Source organism: Shimia gijangensis, from assembly GCF_900142085.1.
Taxonomy (GTDB): Bacteria; Pseudomonadota; Alphaproteobacteria; order Rhodobacterales; family Rhodobacteraceae; genus Shimia; species Shimia gijangensis.
Map to the genome: position 1 here is coordinate 24966 of NZ_FQZQ01000030.1, position 6170 is coordinate 31135.

4 protein-coding genes are annotated in these 6170 nt (G+C 50.8%); 3 read left to right on the forward strand and 1 reads right to left on the reverse strand.

Going from position 1 to position 6170, the window contains the following annotated elements:
* Positions 1 to 654: 654 nt before the first annotated feature.
* Positions 655 to 1668 carry an AraC family transcriptional regulator gene (locus BUC32_RS18310; protein ID WP_083599401.1) on the reverse strand — a complete coding sequence of 338 codons (1014 nt, stop codon included), beginning with the start codon at positions 1666 to 1668 and terminating at the stop codon, positions 655 to 657.
* A gap of 106 nt (positions 1669 to 1774) precedes the next feature.
* Between BUC32_RS18310 and BUC32_RS18315 the strand changes: the two genes are divergently transcribed.
* The 3 genes from BUC32_RS18315 to BUC32_RS20225 all read left to right on the forward strand — a co-directional run bounded on the left by BUC32_RS18315 (position 1775) and on the right by BUC32_RS20225 (position 5860).
* A complete protein-coding gene (locus BUC32_RS18315) occupies positions 1775 to 3262 on the forward strand; it encodes a DUF1214 domain-containing protein (protein ID WP_073256474.1) in 1488 nt (495 codons plus the stop codon).
* Between the two features lie 137 nt (positions 3263 to 3399).
* On the forward strand, positions 3400 to 4902 hold the full coding sequence (locus BUC32_RS18320; protein WP_073256477.1) for a DUF1254 domain-containing protein: 1503 nt from the start codon (positions 3400 to 3402) through the stop codon (positions 4900 to 4902).
* A gap of 565 nt (positions 4903 to 5467) precedes the next feature.
* Positions 5468 to 5860, forward strand: coding sequence for a hypothetical protein (locus BUC32_RS20225; protein WP_083599402.1), 393 nt, complete (start codon positions 5468 to 5470; stop codon positions 5858 to 5860).
* The last annotated feature ends 310 nt before the right edge of the window (positions 5861 to 6170 follow it).

Below are 6170 nucleotides of genomic sequence, written 5' to 3' on the forward strand. Positions count from 1 at the left end.
AACCCAGTTCATTCGGCGTCATGCGTTAGAGGGGGCGACGACGTCTGCAGCCAATACGGCGGCCAGTTTGCGGTTCAAACTCCATTCTCCTCGTAAAATTGGGTGGCAGATTACTTCCTACGTTGGTTAGCGCTTTGGGTCAAAGGCTCGAGTTTCGTTACATGGCTAGTCTATTGGCTGAACAACGATCATTGCCAATTGCAGTTAGGCAGCAGTTTGCAGCGTTGCAGTGTCAGGGCTACTTTGGGCTCGGAGCAGCCATTGTCTGCGAGCCGCACCAAGGTCGGCTGTGGGCCGTTCACTGTTTTCCTGCCCTGTCACCCAACCGAACCAGCCGTTCACTGAGATTGCAGAGAAAGGCTGGTTCGATCCACTAGGAAATCCATGCTGCACTATGCAGATTTGGTCACTATGGGCGGAAACCGGACCTTCGCTGCGGCATTCATGTATGTCCAAAAAGAGTAGACAAAGCGGACATAAGGCTCTCGTGGCAAGACGTCGTTAAACACTTTTTTCTTTGGAGGAAAATGCGATACGTGCCTATCCCCAGATCGATAAGTGGCGGAAACGGGAGCACAGTTGAGCGCGTCCACAACGCGTTAATCAGGGTGGATGCACTCAATCAAAAGGTAGAAGAAACAATCTTTTCTTGCTTCAGCGATGCCCACAAAATGCTGCATACTCTGAGGGTGTCAGACCGGTTGCTTTTCGAAAAGCTCGGCTGAAGTTCTGGGAGTTTTCAAACCCAAGGTCGACTGCAACTTCTTGCACTGACAGGGATCCTACACGCAGCATTTCCTTTGCCCTGCTCGCCTTGACCTGGTTGGCCAGAGATCGGAAATTCGTGCCCTCTGTTCGTAATCGCCTCTGCAATGCTCGGGGTCCGAAGTTTATGGTCCTAGCCGCTCCTTCAAGAGAAATTCCGTTAGTGGCAATTTGAAGTTCCATGATCCTCGACACAACATCGGTAAAACAGGATGGGGTTACATTTGAACGCTCTCTTGCGATTTCTTCTAGTGTTGCCGTTGTAGGAGTTTCACCTTTGGCCGCAGTTATCAGAGCAGATTGCTCGAACAGGATTTCCAGTCGATCTTGTTCCCAGGTGACCGGACATCCAAAGGTGGCTTCAACTTCTTCGTGTGCTGTTGGGCGAGGCAGGTCTATTCGTATCTGCTTTGGCCTCCATTTTGGTCTCATGTAGTGTACGAAAACACTAAGCACCGCACCCAGTGCCGAGAAAGCTATGCTTGGATACGCTACATGAGCTTTGAGGGAGAAACGATATTCATAACCGCAAAGATCACCAACGCTTCTAAAGAATGTTCTGTCGTGAGAAGAGTGATATGGCATCACTTTTTGCGCACGCTCTAAAGCGGCACGAAGAGTTGGGGCACCAAGAACGTACCTGCCCCAGGCACCATAGTCCGCGACGGTTAACTCGGGTGCCCATAATAGACCAATGTTTTCGTCACCAACTGCGCGGCCTACCTCGCCTATGAAGCTAGCCAGTGCCTGTTTTGGAATGTAGCCATCGCGGCTTTCAACAAAATCATATGGCAATTCAGCCTTGGCGAGGGCTCGGGTTAAGGTTCTCTCTCCGAGAGCTTCCAGCGTGAACTGAGGCATAGCTCCAAGAGCCTTCGCTGTAATCATTGGAGGAAGAGACATCACATTTTTGTTTCCGAAAGGGCAATTGTCGTGAAATGATACGTTGGAAAGTTACCTTTTGGCTAGTGTCGACTCTCCTGTCACGATTTTGCCAAGGGAAACCAATATGAAGTTTGAACTTTCACGCATTGCTTTAACTGTTGCTTTGTCTGTGTCGGCCTATGCCACGCAAGCACAAACCTTCAATGATACCGGAAACATCCTTGCGCGTTCTGCCCAAGTACAAGACGTCGAATATCAAATGATGGTCCAGCGGGCGACCCAAGCAGCAATTTGGGCCATGCCGGCAACTGGCATGATCGACTTTTTGAAGGGTATTCGCCGGGATCTTGGGGGCGATATCAATGATGTGGTGTACCTGAATAAGCCTTTTGATTCCAAACACGGGTTCCTTACGGCAAACGACGTGACAGCCTATGCCTGGAGTTCGATGACTTCTGAACCGGGCCCGTTGGTGGTTGAGGTGCCAGCGGCCACTGACAAAGTGAGTTACTTCGGAACAATTGTGAATGCTTGGGATTCGCCGATTGAAGATGTTGGCCCTTCCGGCGCTGACAAGGGAGAAGGCGGCAAATACCTGCTGCTGCCGCCTGGCTACGACGGCGAGAAATCTAAGGCCGATCTCGAGGCCGAAGGCTATCTTGTTTATGAGACGGACACCTACCAGTACGGGTTCTCGTTCCGGCCCCGCCTCTACAATGGTGCAACCGATGCCGACGCCGCCGAGTATGCTCAGCAGATCGGGGTCTACTATTTGTCAGAGGCAGAAAATCCACCTCCAACCACTTATCACGAGGCGTCCGAGGTGCCTTACGACTCCCTGCCGTATTACAATCACACCTTCTTTCAAGACGTGAATGATTGGCTCCAGGGAAACCCGGTGCGCCCTCAAGACAAGGTCATGGTCTCGTTCCTGAAGGATCTGGGAATAGAAAAGGGTAAGCCCTTTGAACCGACCGAGCGGCAACTGGCAGCAATGGATGAAGGGCTGGTGTTGGCCTATGCCCAGATGCAGCGATACTTCGTTGAACCCGGCAAGGCGACTGTACCGCTTTGGGTTGACGATAAGGGTGAGATGAAAACTCAGTGGCTTGTCTGGGATTTTGTAGAAGGGCAGGCTGAGGCTGGCTTCCCGTATGAAACCGAAACCGAAGTTCTGGTCGATGATCGTGCAGGCGGTAGCTACTTCTGGATCACCTATCTGCCCAAATATCTGGGTGGAGGCACTTTCTATCTGACGGGTTTGAACGACAGCGACGGTGAAATGTATGACCACACGCAAACCTATAAGCTAAATGTCCCCGCCGACACGCCAGCCAAGGATTTCTGGTCTGTTATTGTCTATTCGATGGAGACCAAGAGCTTCATTCGAAATGTCGACCGGGTAGGCCTGTCATCGCGAGATGCAGCAGATATGCAGATGAACGAGGATGGATCCTACGACATCTATTTTAGCCCGGAAGCCCCGGAAGGAAAAGAAAGTAACTGGATCCCTACACCGGAAAGCTACTTCCTCTTGTTCCGCCTCTATGGGCCGGAAGAAGGTTGGCTGCAAAGCGGCTGGATTCTGCCTGACATGGAAAAGTTCAAGTAGAGAGTTTTCCGCTCATCTAAAGGCGTATTGCAGAGAACTTAGGGCATGTCTCAACCTACAAATTCATGTCCCAAACTCAAAGTTATCCAACACTGCAAACGCATATTCTTAGTTTATCAGATTAAGGAGACACACCAATGAAACTAACCGCACTAATGGCAAGCACCGCGTTGGTTCTTACCACGACCTTCGCATTTGCTGACGCGCCGAAGTATGCCGCTGATGTACCCGAGAATGTCCTGACGCCGGATATTGTAGAAACTGACACATTGGGCAACCTAGAGTTTTTCGACGGCATGCCTTCGGATGAAACGGTGCAAAAGGCATTCGACAACCTCGACCTGATCCGGGCAACCACGGCCTTTATGGATGGTATGAAAATCGCCTCACTCAGGGGGATGTTCCAGGGCTACGAAGACGCCGGGGCCAAACCGAACGAGATTGTGATCACCGAAGATCTCATGGATGCTAAATCGATCTGGCTCACTCCGAACACGACCACGATCTACATCGGATCAAATGTTGACATATCCGAAGGGCCGATGGTCATCGAGGTGCCCGCGGGTTTGCTCGGCTTGTTGGACGATGCTGCATTTGACTATGTCGCCGACATCGGTGCTCTTGGTGCTGATAAAGGCAAGGGTGGAAAATACCTCCTCATGCATGAGGATGATGAAACCCCGGTTCCAGACGGCTATTTTGAACTGCGCACCAAGACCTACGAGCACTGGCTTTTGCTAAGACGCTCGCCTGGCCCAAATGGGGAAACCGAAGGTCCCGTTGCCGAAATCAAGGCTGGCCTGAATGTCTATTCGCTAAGCGAAGCGGCTAATCCGCCAGCGGAGACCTTCATCAATGTGTCAGGGGTCCAATACAACACTGTTCATGCAAACAATGAAGACTTCTATGAAGAGATCCACGTCGCTCTGGACAACAACCCTGTAGGGGCTTTTGCTCCTGAAATCGTCGGGAATTTTGCCTCGCTCGGAATCCGCAAAGGAGAACCGTTCGAACCTGACGAGCGTATGCAGGGCATTTTGAAAGAAGCAGCAGCGATTGCAAATGCAACTGCCCGTTCAATCACCTATGCCTCGCGTGATCCAGGAGTGTTCTTTTACGAAGACCGCCAGTGGAATTCACCTTTTCAAAGGCAGAGCTACCAGTTCCTTGAGGATGGCGCACGTATCCTGGATGACCGCACCTATTTCTTCTACATGGCAACGGGTATCACCCCAGCTATGACTGCACCTCCCGTTGGGTCGGGTTCGGTCTACGCCATGACGGCACGGGACGGAGACGGGGCATATCTAGATGGCTCAAAGACTTACAAGGTAACCTTGCCTGGCCCGGTGCCTGCCAAAAACTTCTGGTCGTTCATGCTCTACAGTGGTCAGACGCGTTCGATTTTGGAAACCGATCAAAAGTCTGGTGGAATCGACTCCAAACGCCCTGGCATCAAAGCGAATGAAGATGGAAGCTACACCATTTACGTTGGCCCCAAAGCTCCCGAAGGCTGGGAAAGCAACTGGGCGCAAACAAAGCCAGGAAAAAGCTTCAACGTGATGATGCGTCTTTATGGCCCGTTGGAACCTTGGTTCGACAAGAGTTGGAAACCCGGCGACTTTGAATTGGTTGAGTAAGTCAGCACGTTCTGCAGTTACACGAGAAGCCTGCGCTAGTTAGTGCAGGCTTTTTTGTTGGGCCTTTACCTATGGTGTAGTGCGTTGCACAGAAACGAAGAATTGGGAGAAAGGATTGTGCCAATACAGATTCGCCGACGACCTGGTGGAGGGTTTTATTGGTCCGCTTTAGGCTAAGAGCAGCCGTTGTGTTCGACCTCCGCGAAAGCCCGCTTTGGGCCGTTGTTGTCATCGACAGGAAGGGCGGGAACCAGCCATTCTCTGCAGCCGCCAAGTGAACGTTCGCATTTACTAGAAGCGGCCATTCATCCTCAGAAATCCTGACTAAAAGAATCAGATGGCGGCGAAGAGCCCATAGAAGCAAATTGCTGCACGGTGCGACAATAACGGCAATGCGCTAAAAGCGGACCTTCAACACTTGGACAAAACAGATTTCAACTCCAGGGCCCCTGAGTCTTTGGTTTGAGATTGAGATTGAGATTGAGATTCAGTTTGTAATCGCGCTTTATGGGGAAATAGGCCTCAAACCCTATTTTGAATATCGAAGTAACAAGGGGTGAAAAGTATGTTCAAGTTTGTAGCCGCTGCCTTGGCAACATTGGTTCTCACTATCGGTGCCAGTGATGCTTTTGCCAAAGACAACAAGGGAAAGAAGCCCAAGAAAAGCGGTAAGGACTCTGGCGCTAGCATTCAGATCGAAGACAAACCTGGCAAAGGCAACAAGCTAGACAAAGACGGCAAAGCGGTGCCTCCAGGACAGATCAAGCGTTACACGCGTGGAGCCAAGCTTCCAGGTGATCTAAAATTCGACGATATAGGTGACCTTTCCAAGTGGAAGCTCGGCGAACCGGGCAAAGGCAATCGCTACATCAAAGTCGACAATGAGATTCTGGAGGTAACGGAAGATCTTTCGACTGTGGTTGACGCCGTCGGGATTGTTGACGATCTTTTGAAATGAACCGAATTGTGAATGTTTCAGAGCAAAAACAACCTCGGTTGCTCTGAGACGGCTGGGGTGAATCCTATGCATTACCCCAGCCAAACTCTAAACTTCGCGTCAATTCTTGTCCGTGTAAATCCAGCCAATTGCTCATAGTCTATCGCAGTTGCCTGATGTTTTAGGTCAGCTAAATGCGGAGACTGGCCTTTTTGTTCTCAGCTCGCGACCGTCTACTAATGGGATGTACCGGCTGCTTCACCCAGCAGGTTAGGCTGAGCCTATTTCTGCAAATAGGAGAAGTAGCATGGCGAAGACTGAATTTGATGAA